Below are 25,047 nucleotides of genomic sequence, written 5' to 3'. Positions count from 1 at the left end.
CGCCAGGACCCCGAGCTCGACCAGATCGTGGAGCAGATGGACCTGCGCGCTCAGAAAGGCGAGCTCTTCACCGACCAGGATCGCCGTTTCCACATGCGCCTGCTCGAGCCCCTGGACAACCACCTCTTCCTGCACCTGACCGAGGCCTTCTGGGCCGTCCACACCCTCACCGTCCCTCTCCTGGGGGCTCCCAGGCCTGAGGACATGGTGGCAACCGCCCGAGCACATCGGGACATGTTCCGGGCCGCCCGCGCCGGGGACGCCCAGGCCTACCGCCAGGCCGTCACTCAGCACTACGCCCCGCTCCTGACGGCCCTCACCTGAACCGACCGGCATCTCTCGCTCAAGGCCCGCAGCGCTCTCAAGACGCAGCAAAGAGGCTTGAAGCAACCCGGTGGCGGAACCACCCAGGAGTCCCCCAGGTTCCGGCGTCTGGACGCTGTTGCAGGAGTGCACGACAAAGGGGCTCGCTGAGCCTGACGGTTCAGCGAGCCCCTTTCGTGGAGTCGTGGAGATGGGGGGAATCGAACCCCCGTCCGACGGACGCACAACAGGACTTCTCCGGGTGCAGCTCGCTAGCGATTTTCTCGGCCCCGGCATCTCACGCGAGCAAGGACGCCGACGGGCTCAGTCGATGAGAAGTCCCGAGAACCCTACCGACACGGGCTCTCAGCAGTGGCTTCCTAGATGACGCCAGGAACCGGGGCGGAAGCGCTCCCCGGGCTGACGGACTTCGAGGCTCGCTCAGGCGGCGAGGGCGAAGTCGGTGCGAGTGTTATCGGCACCTATTGGTTCGCGCAGAGCGTTGACGAGATGACTGCGCATCCTCGACCCGCTTCTCCTGAACCTACGACCGTCGTCGAAACCGATCATCCCCTGTGGAGTTGTCACCGGTCTGCCGAAACCTGACCGGAACGTGCTCTCAGCGAAGCCAGGTAATTCTAGCAGACAGAGAGTGATCACCGTCGGAGGACTACACCACACAACATCTCGGCAACCTGGTCACCTGCGGCGATGGTGGGTCAGCGACTCGAACGAATATCATGACAGAACAGGCCGGTTGCCTCGTGGTGGCCTCGGCCCTCCTCTGCACAGCGTCAAGGAGAGTGTCATGGACACACGCCTGTTTCCCGCCCTGGGCCGCGAGATCCCAGTCATCGGCACTGGTACGTGGCAACTGGGCATTGATCTGAGCGAAGTCGATCCTTCTCGTGCCTTCAGCAATCTCGATGCAGCGTGCGCCTCGGGGGTCACCTTCATCGATACGGCCGACGCCTATGACAACGGCGCCTCAGAGAGGTTCCTCGGTGAGTTCCTCTCCGCTCGTCCTCGCACCGGACTCACGGTGGCCACGAAGATGGGGAGGAGCAGTGGAGAGAAGACGTATCCCACCGACGCCTTCAGTCGAGACCGTGTTCTTCACTGGAACGACCGCTCCCGGAAAAATCTCGGCACCGAGACCATCGACATTGTCCATCTGCATGCTCCTCCCATCGAGCTACTTCAACGCCGGCACCTGTGGGAGCTCCTCGACGAGCTGGTCGAGACCGAGCGGATACGCTGCTACGGAGTGAGTGTCCTCACCTGCGCCGAGGCTCTCGAGGCGATCCAGCACCCGGGTTGCGCGAGCGTGGAAATCATCGTGAACGTCTTCCGGCACAAGCCCCTGGAGGGAGTTCTCCCCGCTGCGCGCAAGTCCGGGACCGCAGTGATTGCGAGGGTTCCGCTACCTGATGGGCTGCTGTCCCATAACCGTCGTCGTAGTAGTACACCCGCACCGCCCGGATCGGTGGCGGCCCTCGACGCCGGCTGGATCTACTCCGTGGTCCCCGACGAGGTGGGGATGCAAGCCGCCCATGAGTTCTCCGACCTGTGCCGCCAGCTCGGCCCTGAGCATGTTCCACCGGTACAGGTCGCCCTGCGGTGGCTCCTGGATCAGGAGGGCATTACCTGCATCCTGCCTGACGCTCGTAGTCTCAATCAGGTACGCTCCAACGCCCGTGCAGCCGAGCTGCCACCGCTGAGTCAGGAGATGCACACTGCGGTGAGAGAGCTCTACGACCGTCTCATCAAGCCCTACGTACACCAGCACTGGTAGGGCTGGACGACACGAGGGAAGGCCGCGCAGGCTAAACAAGCCGTGCGGATGATCACGGCGGTCTCAGCCCCGACGTCGGTTCGCGGCCGCCATCGCTCGGGCTGCTTCCCGCTTATCCTGCGCCTCACGCAAGGCCTGACGCTTGTCCCAGTCCTGCTTGCCTCGAGCCAGAGCGATCTCCAGCTTGGCGCGCCCACCGATGAAGTACAGCTCCAGAGGAACCACGGTGTAGCCCTTGGCCTGAACCCTGCCGGCGAGACGCTCGAGCTCACTGCGGTGCAAGAGCAGCTTGCGCTTGCGACGCGGGGAGTGGTTGTTCCATGTTCCCTGCAGGTACTCAGGAATATGGGCGCCCTGGAGCCAGGCCTCGCCGTAACGATCGATCTCGATCCAGGCCTCGGTGAGCGAGGCCCGTCCCATACGCAGCGCCTTGACCTCTGTACCAGTGAGAACCAGCCCCGCCTCGTAACGATCCTCAATGAAGTAGTCGTGAGTCGCCTTGCGATTGCGAGCTACCGTCTTGTGAGCGTCAGAGGCGGCCTTGGCCTTCTGCCCGGCAGTGGGCTTGGCGGCCCGGGCGGGCTTCCCAGCGGGTGTCATCGGCCTGTCCTTTCACGAGTGCGAGCTGCTGGCGCGCACGACTGCGCACAGGACCAGGAGTCTACGGGGCCGGTCAAGCCGGCTCGGTTAGAAACCGGGCAGGGTCATCGGATCGATGTACGCCCCGTCCTGCGCCACCTGGAAGTGGACGTGCGGCCCAGTTGCGTAGCCGGAGGAGCCGGTTGACCCGACGACATCCCCGCGGTTGACGTACTGACCATCGGCGATGCTCCGCCCCGAGAGATGACACAGGGTGATGACGTAAGAGTGCCCGTCGATGATGCCACCGTTGATGTCGATGCCGATGCCGCAGGACTCGGAGTTCCAGTAGGTGGCCACGCCGGAGACCGCGGCGTACTGCGGCGTGCCCTCACTCGCGGCGAAGTCGACCCCCTGGTGACCGGTCCCGGTCCCGGTGACCGGGTGGACGCGGTAGCCGAAGGGAGAGGTCACCTCGAGGGGACCGGTGATCGGGTGACCGATGTACCCGTTTCCCAGCGAGTCCGAGGCGATGGAGCTAGAGGGAACCGATGGCATCTTTCCGGCGCTGGCGGCCGCCCGGTTGGCGGCGTCGATCTGGGCGACTCGGGCGGCAGCGGCATCCGCATCGGCGTTGGCCTGATCGAGCTGGGTCTGCAGGTCGCTCTTTCGGCTCTCCAGCGCCGATGCGGCTGCCTGCTTCTGGGCGGCCAGCTTGGCGACCTCATCACGCTTGGTCTTGGCGGTGTCCCGAGCGGTCTCGGCATTGGCCTTAGCCGTGTCCGCCTCGGTCTTGAGAGTGCCGACCCGAGTGGTGGCAGCATTCTGCCTGGCCTCACGATTGGCGTTCTGAGCGCGCTCCACCTCCGCAGCGGAGAGCACCGCCTCCTGGACCCCAGAACCGATCTCAACAGCTGAGGCACGTCGGTTGAGGTCCTCGACGTCCTGCGAGGACAGGACATAGCTCCACGAGGTGACCGAGTTGTCTCCCTGGTAGGTCGACACCACGATCTCCCCCACGGAGTCCGAGGTCTCCGAGGCCGTCTTCTTGGAGGCATCCGCCTCCTGCTTCACCGCGTCGAGGCTGTTCTGAGCCGTGGTCAGGCGGTCAGTGGCGATCTGCTGCTCTCTCTCCTTCTCGGCCAGAGTCGTCTCAGCGCTAGTCAGCGCGGTCTCCGCCGCACTCAAGGAGTTCTGAGCATTTTGCAGTGAGATGTAGGCCTGCCCAAGGTCGGCGCTGACTCCCTCGAGGGAGGAGATGACCTCCTGCTGCTTACGCTTGGCCTCATCCTGTTTCGCAACGGCGTCGTCGCGCTCGTCGGCCAAGGAGATGTCCCCGGAGTAGAAGAAGGCGAGACTGACGGCAGCGAGGGCGCAGATCGCGGCGCGGCGGCGTGAGCGATGCAGGAACGGACGAGACGGCATGTGAGATCAGATCCTCGTGTACTTGGACAAGGAGAAGGCGGAGGAGATCGCGGCCAGGGCGATGGCCGCCAGGATGAGCCAGGGCGATAGGAAGAGGACGTCCCTGGTACTGATGAAGGCGCTGGTGAAGGAGATCGAGGAGGCGAGCCACCCCTCCACGACGTAACGGACCCCCACCCACAGGGTGGCCACCGCCAGGACCGCGCCGGTCAGCGCCGCGATCACTCCCTCCAGAATGAAGGGCAGCTGGATGAAGAGGTTCGATGCGCCCACCAGACGCATGATCCCCGTCTGACGGGAACGGGACATGGCCGACAGCCTGATGGTCGTCGAGATGAGTAGGACCGCGGCAACCGCCATAATGGTCGCCAGCCCCCCGGTGATCCACGAGGCCCGATTCATCACGAGGAAGAGGGGCTCCAAGGTGGAACGCTGGTCGACCACGCGCTCCACGCCACTGTGTCCCTCGAACTGCTCGGCCACCAGCTTGTAGTTCTCAGCGTCCTTGAGCTTGATGCGGAAGGACACGGGCATCATGTCCTCCGTCGCGTTTCTCCCCACGGCGGACTTGGCGTAGGCCTTCATGAAGTTCTTGTAGGCCTGGGCCTTAGTCTCCATCTGGTAGGACTTGACGTAGCCGGACGGAGCTCCACTGGTAATGAGGTTCTCGACCTCGCTGATCTGGGCGGCAGTGGCCTCTCCGTCGGCACAGTTGGGGGAAGCCGATGCCTTCGGGCACATATAGACCGAGACCTCGACCTTGTCGTACCAGTCGCCCTTCATGGTCGAGATCTGGCTCTGCAACAGCGACGAGGCACCGACGAAGAGCAGGGAGACGAAGGCGACGAGAACGACGGACACCGTCATCGCCAGGTTCCGGGATATGCCCTTGGCGGTCTCCGAGAGGACGAAACGCAGTCTCACAGTTCTTCTCCTTCAGCGGTCCGAGCCGTAGACACCGCGGTGCTGGTCACGTACGACCTCGCCGCCCTTGAGCTCGATGACGCGTTTACGCATCTGGTCGACGATCTCGTCATCGTGGGTCGCCATGACGACCGTGGTCCCCTGCCGGTTGATGCGGTCGAGCAGACGCATGATCCCGACCGACGTCGAAGGATCCAGGTTCCCAGTCGGCTCATCGGCCAGGAGGAGCTTGGGGCGGTTCACCATGGCGCGGGCGATCGCCACGCGCTGCTGCTCACCTCCGGAGAGCTCGTGAGGGAGACGCTTCTCCTTGCCGGCCAGCCCCACCAGGTCAAGAGCCTCTGGCACGGCGGACAGGATGTAGTGGCGAGGCTTGCCGATGACCTGGGACGCCAGCGCCACGTTCTCCAGCACGTTCTTGTTCTCCAGGAGCCGGAAGTCCTGAAAGACGAAACCGATCTCCTGCCGTAGCTGTGGCACCTTCCAGGAGGAGATGTGCGACAGATCGCGACCCAGCACGTGGATACGCCCCTTGGTGGGACGTTCCTCCCGGATGACCAACCGCAGGAAGGTCGACTTTCCCGACCCCGAGGCCCCAACGAGGAACACGAACTCGTCGCGATTGACCTTGATGTCGACGTCGTCTAGCGCCGGACGGGCCCCTCGGTCGTAGACCTTCGAGACATGGTCGAAACGGATCATCTGCTCGCTACTCCCCCTGCTGCACCCCGAGCACGGCGCCCGGGTTCATGGCGTTACCGCCACCGTATGCGCCGACACGCCAATTTCCTGCCGTGACACGCCCAGGGTCGGTGTGGGTTGTCCTGGCTGCGACAAGGTGTGATCCTCCTGTGATCGAAAGTCAGTCGGCTTCCACCTTTTCCACCTTCCAACAGTTCGTCAACAATGCGCTTAGGCTTGCGACCATGAGTGAGATCTCCTTGTCCCACGCGCTGTCACAAGCCTTCGAGGACCGCGTCGATCTGGGGTCCTGGGCCGGCTTCACCGCATCACTGGCCCGGTTCCTGGAGCAGGTGTGCATGCCCGCGCCGAGGCCGGCCACGCAGCGGGGAGACGCTCCCGACTCCGTCACCGGCCCCGGGATTGATCCGTCTGGAGGGACCCTCCTGCTGACCGCCCCGACCACCATGGTCAAGCCCGAGGAGCTGGCCCCGAAGGGACGCTGGGCGCAGCTCCTGCTGCAGCTGAGGCTGACTGCTCCCCTGGTTCCCTCCCCCGAGCTGCCCGGCGTTGTCCTGGTCGGCCGTTCCGACGGGATCGAGGTCTCGCTACCTGAGCTCGATGCACGGGGCAGAGTGCTGCTCGGCCCCACGGAACGAAGGATCCTGGGCGCTATCGGGTGGGAGGAGAGCGGTCACGTCTTCACCCGGTTGCTGTCCGACGGCGACGAGACGGCCGACCTGGTGACCCGCATTCTCATCGAGGTGCTCGAGGTGGCCCATCCTGCGGATCTCGACTTCCTTCTGCGAGCCCATTCCGACGTCAGCTGAGCACTGCCACTCACTCAACCGCCTGCTCAACGAGGTCATCGGCGAGCTCGTAGGCAGGCCAGTGCTCCGCGTGCTCCTGCACCTCTAAGGAGGCCGTACCAGTGACGAGGGACTCGGGGCTGTCCGACGGCAGCGCGCACAACTCGGGGGAGCCTTCTGCTGCTTGATCCTCCTGCGCCACCGGGGCCGATGCGCTGCCCGCCGTCACTGCAGTGTCCCAATGCTCTGATGAGAGGTGGTACTCAGGACCAGACACGGCACCGGACTCGAGCGAGGTCTCCCCTGCACCGGCGCCCGAGGCTGCCGAAGGCGCCGACTCAACGACCCTCACACGCGCAAACCGGGACTCTCCCCGCGTCAGGTCATGACCTGCTGTCTGCAGCGTGATGACATTGGTTTCATGCCTCCTGCCATCACTCTCCCAGGTCTCCTGCGAGAAGCGTCCCGCGAGCAGAACCGCATCGCCCTTACGCACCGAGTGACTCAGGTTGGCGGCCAGCTGGCCCCACGCCTTGGCGGTGAACCAGATCGTGTCTGCGTTGTTCCAGCCCTGATCGGTGCGGTAGGTCGGGGTGACGGCAACACGGAACCGACAGTAGGGACGGGCCTTCTCCCCGACCCGGGACAGAACCGGATTCGTTCCAACGACGCCTTGGACGGTGAGGTCGAGCTGACGAGTCATGAGGAATCTCCTTGGTCGCAGACGGGCGGCTCCATGTCGCCCCTTGACCACAACCGTGCTCGTTCGCCGCACAACTTGCCCAGCAGCACCTGCTGCGAGTCCTCACGTCGGAGGCTGCAGGTGCAGACCGGCAGGCTGTGGCCACCAGAAGACCGCGGAGAATCGGGGTTACAACCCCAGAGCGGCCTGCAGTATCCGATGTTTCTTCAGGACTTCGGCAGCGGGCCGGCTCAGTCCTCGCTCAACCACGGCCTCCAGGCGAGCACGCACCTGCTGCCCGTAGCGTTCAGCCTCACGGCGCGCTCGGGATCGCCGGCGCGCTGCTGCCAGCAGTGCAGCCATGATCCCGAGGACGATGACGCAGACGGGAACGATCTCGACGCTGTTGAGCAGAGCCTGGGCACCCGTGCGGACGACGGATGCGACCAGCCACGAGAGCCCACCGAGCACGAGGAGAAGCCCTCCCCACCACAACAAGTCGATCGCAGGCTGGCGATGTCCCGGGAGCGGAACTGATCCGACGGCCTCAGCAGTCTGTCCCGTCAGGGTCTCAGGAGGCACGACGGATGACTCCATGCTTCGGGCCCAGGCGGGAGGCAGACCCTGCGAGGTGCGGTGAACCCAGGTCGAGTGGGCAGAAGCCACTGCGGTACGCGAAGGAGGCTCGGGGCGTGCCAGCGCTCTGGGAAGAACCTTGGACAGACCGGCTCTCACCGAGTCCTCCACCGCCTGGGCACCGGAGGCCTGCAGCAACACCTTGGTGGTGTCCTCGGTCAGATCCGCATTGAGCTCCACCTCGCCCTTGGCCACTGTGGGACGCAGGCGGCGCGTGATCGCATCGAGCTCGGCCGAGGCCGTGCGAGCCGCGTTGGACTCCCGAGCGACGCGCTGGCGCAGCAGATCGCGCACGACGTCGAGATTGTCACCGCGCACAGCCGATACCGGCAGCACCTGAACTCGACTGAGGCCGTCCTCCTTGAGCAGGGAGCCGACGTCGTCGAGCAGGCTCGCCAGCCCGCTCTCCGGGAGGGTATCCACCTGGTTGACCAGGACGAGCATGTCCTCCTGACGGGCCCCCAGCCCACGCAGATAGCCGTCGTGGAGGGCCGCATCAGCGTACTTCTGAGGATCGACGACCCACACGAGGATATCGGCCAGCGGTACGAGCCGGTCCACCTGCAAGGAGTGCTCCGTGGTCACCGAGTCGTAGTCGGGGACATCGAGCAGAACCAGCCCGGACATGCTTCCTTGGTCCTCGGCGTCAAGGATCGAGTCCCTTCTGATCCGCCGTTCTGAGGAGACCCCGAGGAAGTCCAGGAGCGGGCCGGCATCGTCGCCCCAGGAGCAGGCGGCGGCCCGCGACGTCGTGGGCCGGCGCGCACCAACGTCCGCGAAGTTCAGCTGAGTCAAGGCGTTGAACAGGGAGGACTTGCCTGAGCCAGTACCACCGAACAGCGCTATGACCGTGTGATCGACTCCCAGCGCCAGGCGTTGAGCCACGGCATCAAGTGCCTTGTGAGCAGGGATCGACAGCGAGGCCGGCACCTCGGTCGGACACATGCGCAAGGCATCGCGCACCGCGTTCAGACGGGCGTCGAGGTGAGCGGCGTCGAGCACCTCGAAGCCTGGTTGCGCAGTGGACGCGGGAGGGGTGGAAGGGGTGTCGGGCTGACTCATGCTGTGGCTCCGGGACGAGTGAAGGGCTTGAGCTCGCCCGAGCGCAGACGCAGCGCAGCGGCGAACCCGGGGGCGGGGGCGAGCGAGATCGCCGCCCCCTTGGGGACAGTTGCAGTCAGCGCCTCCGTAACCGCTTCCACCAGGAGGGTACCGGCTTGACGAGTCTGCTCCTCCAGCCCCAGACGCCGGGCGGCTAGGACGGCTCCGTCGACACCGGCGGCCGCGGAGATGAGGAGATCGATGACGCTGGCGGGAGCCAGTCTACGAATGCTCTGCGGAATCTCGATATTGGCCTCGAGGTAGCCGACCCAGGCGTCAATGGTCACCACCGCCTCATCGCCCTGCCCCAGGATCCTGGCGGCACGATCACCGGCGCCCGCCTCCGCCCAGGCCCGCTCCGCCTTGGCACTCAGGGCGACAATCGCGGCCTGGAGCTGGTTGGCGAGGGCCTCGCGGGCATCGTTGGCCAGGTGGGCGAGCCCCTCGGCACGAGCCTTGTCCGCTCGCCCCAGAAATCCCCTGCGCATCCTGCCTCCCTGCGCCAAGGAGGCGAGCGGGCCACCGGATGAGGCCAGCGTGATCCAACGAGTGGCCGTAGCACCCTGGCCTGCGGAACCGGACCCGATATCGGCGCTCAAGGACTCGATCGCCACGTCCCTCAGCCCCTGGCACTCCTTCTCCAGGTCCTGCGCCACCGCCTCCTGGGCATCGACGTCGTCGGCCAGGCGTTCCAGATCGGTACGCAGGGTGCTCCACACTCCTCTGCCTGTGCGACGCACAAGACCGGCTGCACGGTGGCGGCCGGCGAGAAGCCGCAGCCATTCGCGCAGCTCAGTGACGCCGTCACCCGACAGCAGCCCCTCGTGCGGCCCGGCATCCGGGATGACGAAGAAGGGCGCCTCCGACAGCCCCAGCCCCTGCAGGCGGGTGATGAGATCTCGACGCACCTCGGACAGGATCTTCGCCGGCACCCGGTTGAGAACCACACCGATGGGGGTCTCGCGGCGTGTGGCCTCCTCCAGGGTCATCCAGGGCGTCTGGTCGCCGTAACGCGCTGCGGTGGTCACGAAGAGCCACAGGTCGGCGGCCTCGAGCAGCCTGCCCGCGAGCTCCCGGTTGGCCTCGTGCACCGAGTCAAGGTCCGAGGCGTCGATAAGCGCCAGCCCCGCAGGGATCGCGGAGGACACCTCCTGGCGGCAGACCTCCGTCAGGGGGTGATCGCTGAGCGACTCCATGTCCTCGGGATTGGCCACCAGGACCGGAGTCCGGGTGGTGGGGCGCAGCACTCCGGCGTCCGAGACCTCCTGGCCGAGCACGGAGTTGACGAGCGTCGACTTTCCAGCACCCGTAGAGCCTCCGATCACCACGACAGACGGGATGTCGGCGTCCTGGAGACGAGGGATCACCTGATCGCGCACCTGTCCAATGAGACCGTCGCGAAGCGTTCGAGCGGCCTCGATTCCGTCGGCGCTGAGGGCCAGGTCGAGGCGCTCGAGGTCCCTGACCAGGTCAGTGAGGACTTCGAGGAGCTGAACACGACTCAGCGAGGAGACGGGGGCATCGTCCTCGGAGTGGCGCGAGGGGACAGGAGCGGGCATGTGCCAACCCTATGAGCACAGCAGAGCAGAGTCGACGATTGATCTCGACAGTTCACACCACAGGTGTCGTGAAACCGACGGGAGTCTCCTGATACTCCGCTGTGACAACCGGCTTCACGCGCTCGCCACTCTGGAATACGGGGAAGCACTACGCCCCGGACCAGGATGCCGACGACTACGAGGGCAGCGAGCAGAACGTTCGTCGCCGAGCAGGGCACCTTCGTCGCACTTCTTCGCCCCGACACCCCGAGCGGTGGTCTTCCTTGAAATCCCAGCCTTCTCAAGGCCGTTATCCAGTGCCCCCGGCCGGACTCGAACCGGCAACCTGCGGATTAGAAGGCCGATGCTCTATCCATTGAGCTACGGAGGCGTGCACATGCGCCGAACCAGACTACGCCATCGATCGGGAGGTTCCGACCTCGAGGGCGGGCGAGGCGACGTCGCTTTCAACACCGGCAAACCATCACAAGGCAATCACTCAGCAATCACGGATGCGCATCGATCCAGACATGCGGACGATTGTGCATGGCCACTTCAGGCCAGTTCCCGAAGCGCTCGCCGCCCAGACCGCAATGCGTTCGTAACAACACTGCAATCACTCCGCAACCGAACGGAACGACACGCCAAGTCAATCCACCCCGCTGGTCATCCGGGATTATACGTATCCAACATCACACTGGGGAGTGCTCACTTTTAGCGGCGACATCGAAACAGCAGTATCGTGGCGGGAGTCCCATGACACACGCCCCGGAAGGACCGCGCCTTGTCCGTTCCCGCACTCATCGTGCGCTCTCTCTCTGCCCAAGCTTCGCTGGAACCTCACACCTTCACCAGAGCCTTCACCGTGGGAAGGGCACCTGACAGCGACGTTCAGATCGTCCATCCCCTCGTGTCTCGTACGCACCTGCTGGTGACCCCCACCTCAACCGGGTGGGCCGTGAGCTGCCAGGGTCGCAACGGCATGCTCGTCAACGGTTCCGTCACGCGCGAGGCACTCGTGGCTCAGGGCACCCGTATCCAGCTGGGCGATGCCTCCGGACCAGCGCTCGGACTCACCCCGATCGCGTCGGGTGCCGCTTCCCAACCCGGTTCCCCGATTCAGTCGCAACCGCTGGGACAGCAGGCCCAGTCGGCTCCAAGCGCCCCCGTCGTCCCGTCTCAACCGAGCGCGACCTCGGCACCACAGGCCAGGCCCCTCCCCCAACCCCTTTCCGGTCTGCCTCCGACGACAGCCGCCCCGGTACAGGCCCGTCCCACGCCTGGATCCATGGGTTCAGCCGCGTCAGCCGCGACCTATGTCGCGTCCGGAAGTCCTCACGGCGCACCGTCATCAGGTTCGGCGAACTCAGGTGCCTTCCCCTCCTCGCGCCACACGCTCAGTTCCTTCCGCATCACCTCCTCGGGCACCATCGGGCGGGCCCCCGACAACACCCTGGTCCTGGACGACCCGCTCATCTCCAAGCACCACGCCCGTATCGATGTCTCACCCAACGGCTTGGTCGTCACCGACCTGGGATCCACCAACGGCATCTACGTCGAAGGTCAACGAGTCTCGCAGGTCCAGGTGACCCGCCCCGTGCTCCTGGGGCTGGGCTCCACCTTCATCGCACTGAGTCCGGATGGCCTGTGCGAGGTCCAGGTCGCAGGCGGTGCCGGCGGCGAGCTGGTGGGTAAGGACCTGACATTCCGCGTCAACAACGGCAGCCTGACGCTGCTCGACGGCATCTCGTTCTCACTGCCGGGCAACGAGCTGCTGGCCGTCGTCGGGCCATCGGGCGCCGGTAAGTCGACGCTGCTCAAGGCTCTCACCGGCGAGCAGAAGGCTCAGGAGGGCCAGGTGCTCTTCAACGGACTGGATGTCTACGAGCACTATCCGGTCATGCGCAACAAGATCGGTGTGGTCCCCCAGAGCGACGTCATCCACTCCGCCCTCACTGTCCGCAAGACGCTCGAGTACGCCGCCGAGCTGCGCTTCGCCAAGGACGTCTCCAAGGCCGAACGGCGTCAACGCATCGCCGAGGTCCTGGAGGACCTCGATCTGACTGCGCATGTGGACAAGCGCGTCAAGAAGCTCTCCGGCGGTCAGCGCAAGCGGGTCTCCACCGCCATCGAGCTGCTCACCCGCCCCAGCCTCCTGTTCCTCGACGAGCCCACCTCCGGGTTGGACCCCCAGCTGGACCGTGACGTGATGGACCTGCTGGCGTCCCTGGCGCATGGGACTCGTCCCGGTGACAGCGGCCGCACGGTCGTCGTCGTCACCCACAATGAGAACCACATCGACCGCGCTGACAAGGTCCTCATCCTCGCCGCTGGTGGGAAGCCCGTCTACTACGGTTCCCCCCGGGAGGTACTCCCCTACTTCCGTCAACGGCTCAACGAGATCGCCTCGCAGGGCCGCCTGCTGCTCAACACCCCGAAGGGCACTCTGCCCGACCCGCCCGCCGTGGACGGCTACGCCGACGTCTACGCCCTCATCCGCAACCACACCGCGGAGCTGCGTCAGTACATGGAGGCCACAGTGCCCTCGACGCGGCGCGGAGGGGCTCCCGCTGCAGCCGCCGGGCCGGCGACGCAGGAGAAGCCGCCCAAGCAGCAGTCCGTGCTCCGGCAGGTCTCGACCCTCGTGCGACGCCAGCTGCGGATCGTGGCGGCCGACCCCTCCTACCTCGCCTTCATGCTGCTGCTCCCCATCATCATGGGGCTGCTGACCAAGGCGATCGAGGGGAGCGACGGCTTCGCGGTCCCCCACTACCCGGAGCCCACTCCCCCGACGCCGGAGAACCCCACTCCCCAGGTCATCAAGTACTCCAGCCAGGCCCTGCAGCTGCTGGTCATTCTCATCACCGGCGCGGCCTTCTCCGGAATGTCGGCCACCATCCGCGACCTCATCGGGGAGCGGGACGTCTTCCTAAGGGAGAAGGCCGTTGGTCTGAGATCCGGCGCCTACCTGTTCTCCAAGGCGACCATCCTGGCGCTCATCACCACCGTTCAGACCGCACTGATGATGGGAATCGCTCTGGCCCTCAACAAGGGCCCCACCGATGCCGTCATCCTGGAGGGGTGGCCGGGACTGGAGCTGGCCTTCTGCTGCTGGGCCGTCGCCTTCGTCTCAGGGCTCCTCGGACTGGCAGTCTCCGCGATGGTCTCCTCCTCCGAGCAGGTCATGCCGGTCCTAGTGGTCTCAATCATGGCCCAGCTGGTCCTGTCCGGCGGCATCATCCCGATCTCAGGACGGGCGGTCTTCGAGCAGCTGGCCTGGTTCATGCCATCGCGGTGGGGCTACGCAATGGCCTCCTCCACCCTGGAGATGCTCGCCATCATGCCCAACCGCGACGACGCGCTGTGGAAGCACGAGACCGCGCAGTGGCTGACGAACTACGGCCTGCTCTCAGCCATCGGCCTGGCCTGCATGGTGGCGTGCTACATCGCCCTGGCCCGCCGCGGGCGTCGCTGAGCCGTTTCGACCGTCCCGACACGAACGCCGGGGTGCCGACCACAGAGGTGGTCGGCACCCCGGCGCCGTGTATATCGCATGTACGCCTACTTGCTGGTGATGCTGGAGACCACCAGATCAAAGGTGTAGGAGGATCCTTGAGCGACCAGAAGGCGGGCGTCGCTCTGGTCCTTCGCGGGAACGACGGTGCCGCCGTAGGCGCCCGGAACCTTCCAGCCGACCTTGCCCGTATCGGGCGATACGGCAACGACGAGGTTCCCCGGATCACTGTCCGAGAAGCTGTACTCCCCGACCTCCACCAGCACCTGTCCGTCACTGAGCAGACCAATGGGCCTGATGTGGCACCCCTCGCTCTGTGTGAACTCGGGCAGCTCGAGCTTCTTGCTGCCGACCTTGGCCGTGCAGGCACCGGTGTCGACGACGACGTCGACCGTGCCGCTGGGACCGATGACGGGGGTGGTCGAGGACGATGCCTTAGCCAAGGAGGAGTACGCATCCTTCAGTGACGAGGCATCCAGTGGCGCTGACGACGCCCACCAGTGCTTCTCCGAGAACTTTCCTGAGACGGTTGCCGCCTCGCTGCCGTTGGCCTTGTAGATCGTGGCACCTGAGGACGTCACTCGCGAGAAGGCCTCCGGTCCGGACTCGATATTGAATCCGCCAGGGAATCGAGTGTCCTTGTCGAAGTCAGAGTCCGGCTGCTTGCCGGGCTCCGAGACGAGTACCTCACCGGTCTTGGCCGACAGCACCTGGAACTGTCGCGACTTGGTCTCGTAGGTGAGGATGAAGCCATTATGGACCCGGCCCCCCTTGTACTGGCCGGAAGCGCTCCACTTCTCCTTACCGGATGCGTCGTACCCCCTCATGGGGCCTCCGTCGGAGACCTCCCCCTGTTCAGACACGATGCCGAGGTCCTGCGTCGCTCCGATGTAGAAGGACTCCTTGGAGAAAGGCGCCTGAGAGGTCTTGCCCCCAGCCCCGATCACCGTGGATGCGTCAGTGGTCTGGGTGCAGAGCATCGAGCCGCCGACCCAGGGCCGAACCTTGTAGCACTCACCGCTCCACACCGGCGTCGTCGTGCTCTTCGTGAGATCAACGAGCTGGGCCTTGCCGCTGTGCTCGAAAGCCATCGTGGTCCTGTCTGAGGACATGACGGGTTCGGAGACCTCCGAGTAGCGCAGGTCCTCCCGGAGACCATTGCCCGCCGGCAGAGCCGCCGGCCACCTGTCGTCAATCTCCTGCCCGGAGAAGAAGTACCACCAGGTCGCGCTCGCCCCCGCCACTGCCAGGACGACGACCACGGCGGCCGCGGCCACCCACCGACGACGCCACCATCGCCGACGGGCGCCGGCCTGCGCTCCAGCCGCCGCAGCCGCCGTGTACTGGGCTCCCGGCTGGCTGTAGAAGGCGGGCGCGGAGGGACTGGAGCCGCCCGGAGCGGCCAGCGTCGAAGGAGCGGTGAAGCCTCCGGTGCCCGCGGTCCCCGGGCTGAGAGGAATCTGTCCGGGACTGGGGGCGTACTGCTGCCCACTGACCAGAGTTGGCGCCTCCGGCGCGATCGCCATCGTGGCGGGGGTCATCGAGTGACTCGGAGGCATCGCCGATGGCGCCATCGGATCTGCGGCCGAGGGGGCGTCCCAGTCATAGGGCATGACCGAGGCCGTCGACTGCGGAGGCGACTCGAGCCTCGGCGCAGCCGGAAGACCCGCCAGCGTGGACTGCATGGCATCCAGGTGTTGAGCGACAACCTCGACGGGAGGACGCATATCGGGCTGCTTCAAGGTCATCGCAGCGATGAGCTCCCACAGCGCGTCGGGCACACCGTACGGACGGCCCGCGTCACGCCGAGCGTGCTGACCGAGCAGCTGGGCGGGCTCTCCCACGAACGGCGTCGTCCCACAGGTCATCTCGTAGAGCATGATGCCCAGTGAGTAGATGTCAGCGGCGGAGGTGGGGGCCTGCATCGACAGGATCTCCGGCGCCATGTACAGCGGAGTACCAATGGCCCCGGTGAGGTGGGAGGCGGAGAAGGTGTCGCAGATGCGCGCCACCCCGAAGTCCGCCAGCCGAGGGACGACGGCCTCCGGCACATTCCCTCCCGGCGCCATACCGGTGGCAACCGTCTCCGACGGGTCGCCGCCCCGGCTGGGACGCGAGCTGAGCAGGACGTTGGCGGGTTTGATGTCCCGGTGGATCACCCCGGCCTGGTGAACCGCGGACAGCCCCTGGGCGATACGCGTTCCCAGGGAGGCCACTTGCGCAGGGGGCAGCGAGCCGCGTGCCCTCAGCAGATCGCGCAGGTCCCCTCCGTTGACGTAGTCCATGACGATCGCGAAGGTGGAGCCCTCGATGACGACGTCGCGGATGGCCACGACGTAGGGGCTTCGTACCCGCAGCAGCGTTGAGCGCTCTTTGATGAAGCGCTCGACGACATCGGGATTCTCCACCAGCTCAGCGCGCAGCACCTTGAAAGCCAGGACCTCACGGGCGTCTGTACGCCGGCCGCGCCAAACCTCTCCCTGGGCACCTGCTCCAATCCGGGTCTCCATGATGTAGGAGCTTCCGAGGTGAAGGGGGGCGGGGCTTTGGGACATAAGTGCTCCGTGTCGCTCGGGGGCTGTCAGGCTTCGCGGAGACCTTATCGCGATCTCCGCGTCAATCGGGCTGCTCCGCCAGGAGCCGGTCGTGAATCGCACTGCCCTCGCGCGAGGCACGATGACCTGATGTCCGGCGCAATGGCTAAAGTGGAGTCCGTGAGCAAGCAGATGACAACCTCGGACCCGCTGGTGTGGATCGACTGTGAGATGACGGGCCTGGACCTGGGCGCTGATGCGCTGATCGAGGTCGCCGTCGTCGTCACCGACTATGAGCTCAGACCCTTGGCCGAAGGAATCGATGTGCTCATCAAGCCCTCCGCCGCAGCGCTGGAGCAGATGAACGACTACGTGCGCACCATGCACACATCCTCCGGCCTACTCGCTGAGCTGGAGGACGGGCTGACGATGGAGGCGGCCCGGAAGACGGTTCTGGACTATGTGACCTCCCTCGTGCCCGAGCCCCGGAGCGCCCAGCTCGCGGGGAACTCGGTAGGCACGGACAAGGCCTTCCTGGCCCGCGACATGCCCGAGCTCATTGAGCACCTTCACTATCGGATCGTGGACGTCTCCTCTCTCAAGGAGCTGGCCAAGCGCTGGTACCCCAGGACCTTCTTCCACGCCCCGAAGAAGACCGGGGGGCACCGTGCGCTGGCGGACATCCTGGAGTCCATCGACGAGCTGCGCTACTACCGGGCCGTCCTGTTTCCCAACGGTGAGGGACCGAGCTCCCAAGAGTGCAAGGAAGCGGCTGAGCGCGTACTGGCGGAGCCGACCAGGTGACGGAACCGACGAGATTCGCGAAGCGAACGCGAAGCAACCCCGAAGTGACGCAGTGCACCGAGTTCGGTTTGGTGTGCGAGGAGATGAACGGATACAGTACCGATTCGTTGCGGCTTCGCCGTACATGGTGGCTGTAGCTCAGTCGGCAGAGCGCCTGGTTGTGGTCCAGGAGGTCGCGGGTTCAAACCCCGTCAGCCACCCCATCCGCCTGTTTCGGCAGGACCGCGCACTCCCCTTACTCTCAAGGCTCCTATCTCAGCATTCAACGGGCACGGTGCCGCGTAGAATGGAGCAGACCCTGACATGCTCTGACGACGACCTTGGGGAAGCGACTCACCCTGCCTCCCCGTTCTCCTCACACGACAGCGGGCACCCGGGTCGCTTAACGCACTGGCAACCTCATGCTCGAGAAAGTCCCTCCCATGCAACGCCGCGACTTCCTTCTCGCCCTGGCTGCCGGAACCGCCGGCTGCCTCAGCTCCTGTGCCGCGATGCGCTCAGCGTCCCGTTCAGCCTCCTCGTCGACTGCATCCACTGCGCTGACCTCACCCTCAACCTCCGCAGCCCCCTCACCGACACCATCACCGACACCGTCGCTCAGCCCACTCCACCTTCAGGACGGACCACCCCCACTACCTGCCCCCACTGCGGCGGATCCGCTCATCACTGGCCTGCCGGAGAACGTCGGCAACGTCGTGGCCATCACCATCGACGACGGCGTCGACTCCTCAGTGGTGGACGCCTACCTTGACTTCGCCAAGGACTCGGGAGTCCGCCTCACCTTCTTCGTCACAGGCGTCTACCCGAGCTGGACCGACAACCGGAACAAGCTGCTTCCCCTCGTGGAATCGGGACAGGTCCAGCTGGCCAACCACACCTGGACACACCCGGATCTGACGACACTGTCTGAGGGGGAAATCATTGACGAGCTCACCCAGTGCGAGAACCTGCTGCGCAACACCTACGGCGTCACGGGCACTCCCTTCGTCCGACCCCCCTACGGCGGCCGCAGCTCCTTCACCGACTCGGTCTGCGCCAAAGCGGGATACACAACCGCGACCATGTGGTACGGCTCGTTCGGAGACTCCGGGCAGCTCACACCGGACGTACTTCTCGGCGAGGCGCAGAAGTGGCTGCTCGCTCAGCACATCGTCATCGGTCACGCGAACTTCCCCACCATCACTCACGTCTACGGCCAGATCATCGACATCCTTCGTCAGCGCTCCCTGATGACCGCCACGCTCGACGACGTCTACTTCGGCCCCGGACACAGCCGCCGCGTCTGACGCGACTCACAGCCCACGAGCCTCCTCGGCGTCACGGCACTCCTGCATCCGCAAGGAGTCGATCTCCGGGGTCCGGGGCAGGTAGACGATCTCGCAGCGCCCTTCGAGCTGCTCGTTGAAGGTGTCAATCCAGTCATCGCCGATGACGAAGACATCAATGCCGTACTCATTGATGTCCTGGCTCTTCTGCCCCCAGGTCTGCTCGGGAACGACCAGGTCCACATACCGAATGGCTTCGAGCATCGTCTTGCGCTGATCGAAGGAGAAGTAGGCGCGCTTTCCCTTAGAGGCACTGAACTCATCGGTGGACAGAGCGACGATGAGATAGTCGCCCATCTCCTTGGCTCGACGCAGCAGCTCAATGTGCCCGTAGTGGAGCAGGTCGAAGGACCCGTAGGTGATCACGCGTTTCATCAGAAATTTCCTCAGGATCGGGACCATCGGCGTTTGTATGATTCACACAAGAACCGATGGCATTGTCGTTGGTTGCGCGTATAGCGGTTGATCGCGCTTGCAGTTAAGTCTATGCAGTTCCATCCCGCCAAAATTCGCTTGTTACCCCTCCGCAGCAGGGTTTCGACTATGGCGGCGATCACCCATTATCGCTTAACTCAATGAATGCGCCGAACTGCGTCCCCACCCTCTGAGCCGCACCTTCGCCAGCTGAGTCCATCATGTAACCCAAACCCCATATTCCGCGATATCACAACGATTACAAGCGGTTTCGGCGTCGTCACAGCAGGCCCCGAACATCACATTCTGATTGCAGACAACCCAATTATGGCGACAGTCGTATTTCCACCTCTACGGCACCACTACCGTTATATGAAAACGAGTAAAGAAGGCCTTCCCCAGGCCTTGCCCACCCCAGAAGCTTGGAGGTCGCCTGTGGTCGCAGTAACCCCTACCCGGACCTTCCCCTGCCTTCCCCCGAGCACCTCAGGCATTCCGTCACTGACCACATCGCCGCCCTTCCTCCCCTCAGACTTCTCGGCGGTACGACGAGACATGATCTCCTGGGCGCTATGGCTCTTCCTGGCGACTCTCATCAGGACACTGATGTCGGCGCATCGGATCCTCTATCCTCGGATGCTCCTGATAGGAATCACGTCCGCGGTTCTTATTCAAATGACCGCATGGTGCGTCACGTGGCGGTTCTGGCCGTGGGCGTCTACACGGGTCATGCCGTTCATCATCGTCGCGGGGGCGGGATTCATGATCGGATCCTGTTTCCTTGACCTCACCACGGAGGTCCACTTGCTACCGTGGACAGCCAGTGTCGCCGGATCCGTCATTGCCGTGGCAGGCCAGTGGGGACGCCGATTGAGATGGCGGGCTCGCGCACGGCGCAGACTGGAGCCGGCCTCATGACCGTCGCGCTCCTCAGTGGTCTTGTGCTGACTGCTGGCGTCTCCGCGTCCTTGACCGCGGTTGTGATACCGCTTCTGAAGAGGGCACACGTCATCGACGTGCCTGAGAACAGATCCCTCCACCAGCGTCCTGTTCCCCGCGGCGGCGGGCTTGCCATCGTTCTAGCGGTCTCACTGACCGCTTGGGTGGCCGGGCTCGTGGCGCTGCACCGGTTCGGCGCCGGAGCCGTCGTGGCAAGGCTCGACATCGCTCTCATCGGGCTGACAACGGTGCTCGCCTTCGCACTGGTCGGTCTCGCCGAGGACCTGCTCTCCATGGCCGTGCGGACCCGTCTGATACTCCAGCTCGCCCTGGGGGCGGGACTCGGGATCGCGGTATGCAGCGTGCTCGAGGCCTCGCTGTGGTGGGCGCCCGTTGTCAGCATGGGCACTGCCGTGCTGGTCAACGCCACGAACTTCATGGACGGCGCCAACGGACTGGCCTGCGGCCACGCGGTGGCGACCTCCCTGTGGTACGTCCTGGTCGCTACCGTGGCTCCGCTTCCCGGCCTGGGACTCGTCATGATCTCGGTGGCTGGAGCGAGCCTCGGGTTCCTCCCCTTCAATGCACCCCGAGCCAGGGTGTTCCTGGGCGATTCAGGATCATACGCACTGGGTGGGGCGTGGGCCTTCGCGGTGACGGTCTGCCTCGCCCAGGGCGTGGCCGTGGAGGCCGCCGTCGCGCCGCTCCTCGTGCTGCTGACAGATACCGGTTACACCCTGTGGATGCGAATGAGAACCGGACGGCGCTGGTACGAGCCGCACAAGCTTCACGTCTACCAGCGTCTGGTCTCGGCCGGATGGCCGCACTGGGCATCAGCTCTTCTGGTGACCCTGGCGGCCGTCTCGTGCTCCGCGCTGGCAGCGGCCAGCATCGTCTCCCCCAGTCGGATCTGGATGCCTCTGGTCGGCATGACCACGATCCTGTTCCTCTATCTGCAGACGCCCTCCATCGTCGGTGCATCGAGCCCCTTCCTCACACCACATGGAACCAGGTGAGGCATGCGGATCCTTCTCCTCATCCACTACTGGCCCCCCGAGGTCGGCGCCCCTCAACGGCGCTGGAACCGGCTGGCCACGTCGTTGGTCTCGCGTGGTCATGAGCTCGCGGTACTGGCCCCCTGCCCTCACTACCCCGGTGGTCGTCTCCTGGAGGATGACGGTCCTCACCGACCCGGCTCGGTCTCACGAGACGTCACCGGAGCCATCGTGCACCGGACCGCCTTCCGCTCGTACGATGCTGATCTGCGCCGACGTGGTGCTGACCAGCTGGTCGCTGCGGCCGACTCCGTACGTCTGGGGATCAGGCGCTTCAGCGGCGCGAACAGACCCGATGTCATCCTCGGGTCTGTTCCCGGACTCCCCACCCTCCCGGCGGCACTGGCCCTCGGCAGAGTGCTCCGTCGTCCGGTCGTGGTGGAGCTGCGTGACGCCTGGCCGGACCTGTTCATGTCTGCTGAGCAGTGGGACTCACCATCCGCCCACGCCTCCACCGAGGCACAGACGCCGCGCCGTTCCCTCGGAGCGGACGTCGTCGGCCGGAGCGTACGCAGCCTGATCCCGCCTCTGGTGACCAGGCTGGAGCGAGAAGCCACATCCGTGGTGACGACGACGGACTCCTTCGCACGGGTCCTGCGCGCCCGAGGGCTGCGCCAAGTGGTCACAGTCCGTAACACCGGCAGTAACGTGCCCCCAGATAGGGACCGCATCAGCCAACGGCCTTCGGACGGCGCCCTCCACGTGCTGTACCTGGGGACGGTGGGCCGTGCTCAGGGGATCGGCTGCGCGGTGAGGGCCGCGCACATCGCCCGGCAGCGCGGCACCCAGATCGTGCTGCGCATCGTCGGCGACGGCGCCCAGTACGATCAGGTCGCGACTTTGGCGCACCGGCTCGCAGCCCCCGTCGAAATGCGCCCCACCGTGCCTTGGGATCAGGTAGGCCGGCACTATGCATGGGCCGACACGGTGCTGGTCAGCCTGCAGGACTGGCCGGCTCTGTCGCTGACGGTTCCCTCCAAGCTCTACGAGATCATGGCGATGGGTCTGCACGTGAGCGCCTCGGTCGAGGGTGAGGCTCGGCGCATCGTGGAGGATGCCGGTTGCGGCGACGTCACTGCCCCACAGGATCCTGAGGCCTTGGCCGCCTTGTGGATCAGCCTGGCCGCTGACCGCAGCCGCCTGCGCGTGACGGGCGGGCAGCGGTGGTTGGAGGACAACGCCGACGCCGAGGAGATGGCGGAGCGCTACGAGTCCCTCTTGAAGCAGGTGACCGGTGACTGACGCCCAGATCTTGAGGAATCTGTCGTTACTGAGCACGTCCGCCGCCCGACAGCTGGTCGAGGACCCACTGCTGCTGGCCCTGCAGGGGGCACGCCGACTGCCTGGGCCCTGGCGCGAGCGCGCGGCCCGCGCAATCGGCACCGGTGCAGACGATGACGAGCTGCGCCGAGCGCTGTCGGAACTCATCGCCGACAGGACCGACTCCGCCTGCCGGGCACTGAGGCGGTCAGTACCCCGCTCGGCCGTGGGGCGCAGGCTCGCCGCTGAGCTGGCGGTCCAGCTCGGCGGCATCGAGCTGTGCCACCTCGACGTCGATGACCTGCCGGCGCCGATACGCGCACGGGACCTGTGGGCCCGGGGGCACCTGAGTGCTGCGGTCCGGGCCCTGGACGGTGTGCCGGACGCCAGGGCGCACCAAGCCCGCCTGCGCTCACAGCTGGCCATGATGAGCCCAGGATTCCATCTCCCCCGGCTCGCACCGTCAGCGAGCTGGACATCGCCCGACCCGACCGAACCACTCCGGGTCCTTCATGTGCTGACCAGCTCGCTGCCGCATACCCAGTCCGGCTACACCCTTCGCTCACACGCGCTTCTGCGGGCGCAGGCCTCCGCCGGCCTCACCGTACGGGCGGTGACTCGTATCGGCTACCCCGTCATCATCGGAAGGCCCGCGGCGCGAGCGATCGACGTCGTCGACTCCATCGCTTACCGGCGGATTCTTCCGGCTCGCACTCAGGCGTCCCCGATCGCCCGGCTGACTCAGATGAGCCGTTCACTGGCCCGTGAGGTGGAGCGGTTCTCCCCGCACGTGCTGCACACAACCACCAACTACGTCAATGCCCTGGTCACCCAGTCCGTGGCCCGCTCCTACGGGTTGCCCTGGGTCTATGAGATGCGCGGAGTGCTGGAGTGCACCTGGGTGGCCGGCAGGCCGTCCTGGCAGGAATCCGAGGCTCTGGGCTCCGAGCGCTTCGCGCTGCTGCGGGACAAGGAGGCCGAGATGGCCGGACGCGCTGACGCCGTCATCGTTCTCTCGCAGGTCCAGGCCGAGGATCTCACCGCCCGGGGGGTCGCTCCGGAACGAATCGCAGTCGTCCCCAACGCCGTGGACCCACAGGTCCTCACCGTCACCGGGCTGCCGTCGGCTGATGCCCGCGCAGCCCTCGGGCTGGCCCGTGATGGCCTGTGGGTGGGGAGCGTCTCCTCCTTGGTCGGCTATGAGGGATTCGACGTGCTGCTCCAGGCGGTGACGCGCGCCCGTAGCCAGGGCGCCGACATTCGATGCGCTCTGGTGGGCGACGGGGTCAGTCGTCCTGGACTCGTGGCCCTGGCCGCGGAACTGGGACTGGGCAGGTCGGTATGCGTCATTCCAGGACGGGTGGATCGCTCATCGGCCATGAACTGGTACCAGGCCCTGGATGTCTTCTGCGTGCCGAGGCTCGATACGCCGGTGTGTCGGCTGGTGACGCCGATCAAGCCGATGACGGCGATGGCGCTGGGACGGCCGGTGGTGGTCTCCTCTCTCCCCGCTCTCAGGGAACTCACCGCCCTAGGCGCGAGTCGGTCCTTTCCCCCCGGTGACGCGGAGGCACTCGCCCGGGTACTGATCCGGATGGCGGCCGAGTCGGGTGGACGGTCAGGCCCGGCCTCAGCCGGAGATCCGTCCCAGCCCCCCGGTCCACTGTCCTGTCCGCCGCAGCAGGGGCTGCCTACCTGGGACGCCAACGCCGCCCGTCAGATCGAGATCTACAAGGAGCTGGTATGAGCGAGGCCTCGTGGATGACCTGGCCGGACGGACAGCCGTTCTGGGGAGACAGGTCTGAGGTGAGTGTCAGCGTTGTCGAGCTCAGCGAGCTGTACCCGGTGGGTCGGCGTCCTCCACTGTCGATCTACATCCGCCGCCTCTGGCAACGACGTCACTTCATCTGGGCCGACGCCCGGGCCCGGGCATTGGGCTCTCAACGCGGCACCTTTCTGGGGAATGCGTGGCTGATCGCCAAGCCGATGCTCGATGCCACCATCTTCTTCATCGTGTTCGGGATGATGCTGCAGACAAGCCGCGGTATCAACAACTTCGTCGGTTATCTCATGATCGGGGTCACGTTCTTCCCGCCGCTGCAGCGGGCAGTGACCGGCGGCAGCCAGGTGATCGCGACCGGCAAGAACCTCATTCGGGGGTTCTCCTTCCCCCGGGCCGCGCTGCCCGTGTCGTACACGATTCGCTGTGCGATCGATCTGATCCCCCCGATGATCGCGGTCCTCATCCTCGTGGTTGTTCTTCCCCCGCACGCCTGGCCGAGCTGGCACTGGGTGCTGGTTCTGCCGGTCTTCGCCCTCCAGGCGTTCATGAGCCTGGGGCTGACACTGATCACCTCTCGTATGACGACGACGATTCCGGACCTGCGAAACATCTGGCCCTTCCTGACCCAGTTCTGGTTCTACGCCTCGGGAGTCTTCTTCTCCTACGAGCGCTTCATCGACCACCCGATGATGCTGCACGCCATGGACCTCAACCCCGGTTATCTCATGATCTCGATGTATCGCGATGCGATCTTGTACCAGCGCGTCCCCGAGGCACGTGTGTGGCTCATTCTCAGTGCCTGGTCACTCGGGCTGGCCCTGGTCGGCTTCGTGTTCTTCTGGGAGAAGGAAGAGGACTACGGTGTCGAACGCTGAGAACCGTCCACTCAACGCTCAGACGGCGCACCGCTCCGAGAATACGGAGGAGTCAACCGCGAGGCTCCCCG

19 protein-coding genes, 2 tRNA genes and 1 other RNA gene are annotated in these 25,047 nt (G+C 65.5%); 11 read left to right on the top strand and 11 right to left on the bottom strand.

Annotated features, from left to right (window positions below):
* The coding region (locus BKH33_RS08100) for a FadR/GntR family transcriptional regulator (protein ID WP_143229061.1) at positions 1-324 on the top strand (324 nt) is incomplete at its 5' end.
* A 182-nt stretch (positions 325-506) separates the two neighbouring features.
* Here BKH33_RS08100 and ssrA read toward each other — a convergent pair.
* Positions 507-877: a transfer-messenger RNA gene (gene ssrA, locus BKH33_RS08095) on the bottom strand.
* A gap of 234 nt (positions 878-1,111) precedes the next feature.
* Here ssrA and BKH33_RS08090 point away from each other — a divergent pair.
* Positions 1,112-2,098, top strand: coding sequence for an aldo/keto reductase (locus tag BKH33_RS08090; protein ID WP_003783152.1), 987 nt, complete (start codon positions 1,112-1,114; stop codon positions 2,096-2,098).
* 63 nt (positions 2,099-2,161) lie between these two features.
* On the opposite strand, the gene smpB is transcribed toward BKH33_RS08090, so the two are convergent.
* The 4 genes from smpB to ftsE form a co-directional block, all read right to left on the bottom strand.
* Positions 2,162-2,698: an SsrA-binding protein SmpB gene (gene smpB / locus BKH33_RS08085; protein ID WP_003783097.1), complete on the bottom strand. Its 537-nt coding sequence runs from the start codon at positions 2,696-2,698 to the stop codon at positions 2,162-2,164.
* A gap of 87 nt (positions 2,699-2,785) precedes the next feature.
* Positions 2,786-4,102: a peptidoglycan DD-metalloendopeptidase family protein gene (locus tag BKH33_RS08080; RefSeq protein WP_003783130.1), complete on the bottom strand. Its 1,317-nt coding sequence runs from the start codon at positions 4,100-4,102 to the stop codon at positions 2,786-2,788.
* 6 nt (positions 4,103-4,108) lie between these two features.
* Positions 4,109-5,026, bottom strand: a complete 918-nt coding sequence (gene ftsX, locus BKH33_RS08075) for a permease-like cell division protein FtsX (RefSeq protein ID WP_076067599.1) — start codon at positions 5,024-5,026, stop codon at positions 4,109-4,111.
* 12 nt (positions 5,027-5,038) lie between these two features.
* The gene (gene ftsE / locus BKH33_RS08070; protein WP_003783225.1) at positions 5,039-5,728 is read right to left on the bottom strand and encodes a cell division ATP-binding protein FtsE; all 690 of its coding nucleotides are present in this window, start codon (positions 5,726-5,728) and stop codon (positions 5,039-5,041) included.
* A gap of 224 nt (positions 5,729-5,952) precedes the next feature.
* On the opposite strand from ftsE, the gene BKH33_RS08065 reads away from it, so the two are divergent.
* Positions 5,953-6,537: a hypothetical protein gene (locus BKH33_RS08065; protein ID WP_043539350.1), complete on the top strand. Its 585-nt coding sequence runs from the start codon at positions 5,953-5,955 to the stop codon at positions 6,535-6,537.
* Between the two features lie 10 nt (positions 6,538-6,547).
* On the opposite strand, the gene BKH33_RS08060 is transcribed toward BKH33_RS08065, so the two are convergent.
* The 4 genes from BKH33_RS08060 to BKH33_RS08045 form a co-directional block, all read right to left on the bottom strand.
* Positions 6,548-7,219 (bottom strand): single-stranded DNA-binding protein, encoded by a 672-nt coding sequence (locus tag BKH33_RS08060; protein ID WP_003783140.1) that lies wholly within the window; start codon positions 7,217-7,219, stop codon positions 6,548-6,550.
* 168 nt (positions 7,220-7,387) lie between these two features.
* Positions 7,388-8,896 carry a GTPase gene (locus tag BKH33_RS08055; protein ID WP_003783205.1) on the bottom strand — a complete coding sequence of 503 codons (1,509 nt, stop codon included), beginning with the start codon at positions 8,894-8,896 and terminating at the stop codon, positions 7,388-7,390.
* A complete protein-coding gene (locus BKH33_RS08050; RefSeq protein WP_076071067.1) occupies positions 8,893-10,494 on the bottom strand; it encodes a GTPase domain-containing protein in 1,602 nt (533 codons plus the stop codon). The genes BKH33_RS08055 and BKH33_RS08050 overlap by 4 nt, the downstream gene beginning before the upstream one ends.
* A 297-nt stretch (positions 10,495-10,791) precedes the next feature.
* Positions 10,792-10,864: transfer RNA gene (locus BKH33_RS08045), tRNA-Arg, on the bottom strand.
* Positions 10,865-11,257: 393 nt separating this feature from the next.
* Here BKH33_RS08045 and BKH33_RS08040 point away from each other — a divergent pair.
* A complete protein-coding gene (locus tag BKH33_RS08040) occupies positions 11,258-13,948 on the top strand; it encodes an ATP-binding cassette domain-containing protein (protein WP_003783142.1) in 2,691 nt (896 codons plus the stop codon).
* An 86-nt stretch (positions 13,949-14,034) separates the two neighbouring features.
* Here BKH33_RS08040 and BKH33_RS08035 read toward each other — a convergent pair whose 3' ends face one another.
* On the bottom strand, positions 14,035-16,542 hold the full coding sequence (locus tag BKH33_RS08035) for a serine/threonine-protein kinase (protein ID WP_076142684.1): 2,508 nt from the start codon (positions 16,540-16,542) through the stop codon (positions 14,035-14,037).
* A gap of 171 nt (positions 16,543-16,713) precedes the next feature.
* On the opposite strand from BKH33_RS08035, the gene orn reads away from it, so the two are divergent.
* The 3 genes from orn to BKH33_RS08020 all read left to right on the top strand — a co-directional run bounded on the left by orn (position 16,714) and on the right by BKH33_RS08020 (position 18,611).
* Positions 16,714-17,325 carry an oligoribonuclease gene (gene orn, locus BKH33_RS08030; RefSeq protein ID WP_043539734.1) on the top strand — a complete coding sequence of 204 codons (612 nt, stop codon included), beginning with the start codon at positions 16,714-16,716 and terminating at the stop codon, positions 17,323-17,325.
* A gap of 127 nt (positions 17,326-17,452) precedes the next feature.
* Positions 17,453-17,528: transfer RNA gene (locus BKH33_RS08025), tRNA-His, on the top strand.
* 219 nt (positions 17,529-17,747) lie between these two features.
* The gene (locus BKH33_RS08020) at positions 17,748-18,611 is read left to right on the top strand and encodes a polysaccharide deacetylase family protein (RefSeq protein WP_003784730.1); all 864 of its coding nucleotides are present in this window, start codon (positions 17,748-17,750) and stop codon (positions 18,609-18,611) included.
* Positions 18,612-18,617: 6 nt separating this feature from the next.
* Here BKH33_RS08020 and tagD read toward each other — a convergent pair whose 3' ends face one another.
* On the bottom strand, positions 18,618-19,025 hold the full coding sequence (tagD, locus tag BKH33_RS08015) for a glycerol-3-phosphate cytidylyltransferase (RefSeq protein ID WP_043539723.1): 408 nt from the start codon (positions 19,023-19,025) through the stop codon (positions 18,618-18,620).
* A 1,055-nt stretch (positions 19,026-20,080) separates the two neighbouring features.
* Between tagD and BKH33_RS08005 the strand changes: the two genes are divergently transcribed.
* Genes BKH33_RS08005 through BKH33_RS07990 form a run of 4 tightly spaced genes read left to right on the top strand, consistent with a single transcriptional unit; the run spans position 20,081 to position 24,976 of the window.
* Complete coding sequence (locus BKH33_RS08005; RefSeq protein WP_232621458.1) at positions 20,081-21,019, top strand: MraY family glycosyltransferase; 939 nt, start codon at positions 20,081-20,083, stop codon at positions 21,017-21,019.
* A 3-nt stretch (positions 21,020-21,022) separates the two neighbouring features.
* Complete coding sequence (locus BKH33_RS08000) at positions 21,023-22,300, top strand: glycosyltransferase family 4 protein (RefSeq protein WP_003784721.1); 1,278 nt, start codon at positions 21,023-21,025, stop codon at positions 22,298-22,300.
* The gene (locus BKH33_RS07995; protein WP_003784741.1) at positions 22,293-24,065 is read left to right on the top strand and encodes a glycosyltransferase family 4 protein; all 1,773 of its coding nucleotides are present in this window, start codon (positions 22,293-22,295) and stop codon (positions 24,063-24,065) included. Before BKH33_RS08000 ends, BKH33_RS07995 begins: the two co-directional genes overlap by 8 nt.
* Positions 24,062-24,976 (top strand): ABC transporter permease, encoded by a 915-nt coding sequence (locus tag BKH33_RS07990; RefSeq protein ID WP_003784753.1) that lies wholly within the window; start codon positions 24,062-24,064, stop codon positions 24,974-24,976. Before BKH33_RS07995 ends, BKH33_RS07990 begins: the two co-directional genes overlap by 4 nt.
* Positions 24,977-25,047 lie beyond the last annotated feature (71 nt).

The sequence above is a fragment of the Actinomyces naeslundii genome (assembly GCF_001956585.1).
Classification (GTDB): Bacteria; Actinomycetota; Actinomycetes; order Actinomycetales; family Actinomycetaceae; genus Actinomyces; species Actinomyces naeslundii.
The sequence above is the reverse complement of the archived record's forward strand: the minus strand, read 5'-3'. Positions and strand labels throughout refer to the sequence as shown.